Below are 1283 nucleotides of genomic sequence, written 5' to 3'. Positions count from 1 at the left end.
CCCTGCTCAACATCAGGAGGACTCATGCATCCCCTGTCTCACAGCAGTCTGACAGAGAGGGTTTCGACCTCGTCTTCTGCTCCGAGGTGCTCTACTACCTCGGTCGGTCCACCCGCCTGGAGCACGTCGCGCAGCGGATCGCCTCGCTGGTCGAACCCGGCGGGCTGCTGGTGCTCGTCCACTCGCGGCCGCAGGCCCGGCTGCTTCATCGCTACTTCAACTCACGTCCGGAACTGCGCCCGGTGAAGGAGTTCACCAACGACTTCCAGGGGCGTTCCTACACCGTCGCCCTCTATGAGCACGCGTTCCTGCGGGACGCCGCTTAACCAGCACGGCTGAGCCGCGCTTTTCGAAGGAACCGGCTCCCCTGCCGGTCACTGGATCGGTTCACCACCGGCTTCCCTCACCGGATGCACCGGATCTCCAGCCGGGCATGGGCCCCTTCTCCTGCTGCGCGATGTTGAGTGCCTTGTCGCCTGCGTCGACGTTTCGCGCGGGAAGACGCCGCAGGACGCCCAGATTCAGGCCGCCGCCGGGCCCTGAACTGCCGCGCCGGCGATGACAAGGCCCCGCAAGCCCAACACCGCTTCGAGGATGCGCTCCCTTCAGTATCACCTCAGGGCGTCAGGCGCGCACCAGCGTGGTAAGCGCGGGCGCCCGGCCTGACCTCCCCCATAGAGGCAATCGGCAAGCCGATCACACGTGAGCCAGCCGGCCGTGGCCATGAGCCGTGATGAGGCGGCGGCCAGATCGTCCTGCCGGTACGGCGCCAAGCCGTTGCTGCGTCGGTCTGTCCTCACCCAGGGAGAACCGACACGACAGGATGCCCGTCCCTGCGAGCATGCGGGTCGAGCGTCCGAACCGGCTTGACCAAGACGCGCTTCCCGTTGGTAGCGAATCAATCACTCTTTGCAACTATTCGGCACCTGTTGTGCACTCTTCCCGCTACGCCGCACTGGCTGCATGGAGAAAGACGGCCGCTTCCACGGCCGGGTCGGCCTTCAGCCCCGAGCATCACCGCCCTTCGGCCAAGGGATGTCCTGCTGTCTGATGAAGGATCTCTTTCTCCATGACTTTCACCATGCGTTCCACCCGTGCCCGTCTCCTGGCCGTCGCCGCAGGCTTGAGCCTCGCGGCCGGAGCGGCCTTGGCAATCAATGGCGCCGCTCACGCCCACCCTTCGTCCTCGGCTCAGAACCCGCGCCCGGGAACGGCGCAGGCGCTGCTGAAGATTGCTGAGGCGCAGATCGGTATCACCGAGAACGCCGCCGGCGGCGGCACCA

At 66.2% G+C, this 1283-nt stretch carries 1 protein-coding gene and 1 pseudogene; both read left to right on the top strand.

What is annotated here, in order from left to right; all coding sequences use genetic code 11:
- A partial coding sequence (locus IEZ06_RS35795; protein ID WP_189241105.1) for a class I SAM-dependent methyltransferase occupies window positions 1–326 on the top strand: 326 nt, incomplete at its 5' end.
- A 743-nt stretch (window positions 327–1069) separates the two neighbouring features.
- Window positions 1070–1283, top strand: a pseudogene (locus IEZ06_RS35790) (CHAP domain-containing protein); the annotation flags it as partial.

The sequence above is a fragment of the Planomonospora antibiotica genome (assembly GCF_014647955.1).
In the GTDB taxonomy this organism is placed as follows: domain Bacteria; phylum Actinomycetota; class Actinomycetes; order Streptosporangiales; family Streptosporangiaceae; genus Planomonospora; species Planomonospora parontospora.
This window is presented reverse-complemented; position numbering and strand designations above follow the sequence as displayed.